Origin of the sequence: Microvirga tunisiensis (genome assembly GCF_009296175.1) — a bacterium.
Taxonomy (GTDB): Bacteria; Pseudomonadota; Alphaproteobacteria; order Rhizobiales; family Beijerinckiaceae; genus Microvirga; species Microvirga tunisiensis.
Window position 1 is genome coordinate 1 of sequence record NZ_VOSK01000911.1, and the last position, 774, is coordinate 774.

Consider the following 774-nt stretch of genomic DNA (forward strand, 5'->3'; position numbering starts at 1 on the left):
GCTCCTGAAGACCGGCCTCCAGGAGGTGTGTTCGGCGGCTGCGATGAACGTCTTGCGGGTCGTACACTGGTTGGACGGATGGCCGCGCACCAAGACGCGCGTGACCCGCTTTGCTGCGTTGGCGCCAGCCCTCTGAATTCGCCGACAGTATCTTTCGTACGTGTGGACGGGTGAGGGCTGGCTGTACCTGGCCGTGATCCTCGATCTCTTCGCCCGGCGGGTGGTTGGCTGGGCGGTGAGTGACCGGCTGCACAAGGAGCTGGCGCTCGAGGCGCTGCGCAAGGCTCTGGCGATCCGAAGACCTGGTGAGGGACTGACCCATCACGCAGACCGCGGCAGTCAATATTGTTCAATCGAGTATCAGGCCGAGTTGAGGAAACACGGCATCCGGATCTCGATGTCCGGGAAAGGAAATTGTTACGACAACTCGGTGGTCGAGACCTTCTTCAAGACCTTGAAGTCCGAGCTGGTCTGGCGCACGGTGTTCCAGACGAGAGCCGAGGCCAAGAAGGCGATCGGCCGTTACATCGACGGCTTCTACAATCCCGTCCGGCGCCATTCGACACTGGATTATGTCAGTCCGGTTCAATTCGAAAGGCTGGCCGGATAGCTACTAAACCGCTCTCCACTAAACTGAAGCAAATCCCGGCGGCGCTCTCGGCGATGATCGTCAAGACCGACCGGCGCGATGCGCGGCATCGCCCTGCTGCTGCGCATGGGCTGGTTCCGGCCCGTCCACTGCAAGTCGCCGCCGGCCCAGGAGGTGCGGGCGCT

At 62.1% G+C, this 774-nt stretch carries 2 pseudogenes; both read left to right on the top strand.

The annotated features are described in order from the left end of the window. Positions 1-151 precede the first annotated feature (151 nt). Positions 152-610 (top strand): annotated as a pseudogene (locus FS320_RS44470) (IS3 family transposase); the annotation flags it as partial. 38 nt (positions 611-648) lie between these two features. Continuing rightward, positions 649-774, top strand: a pseudogene (locus FS320_RS44475) (IS110 family transposase); the annotation flags it as partial.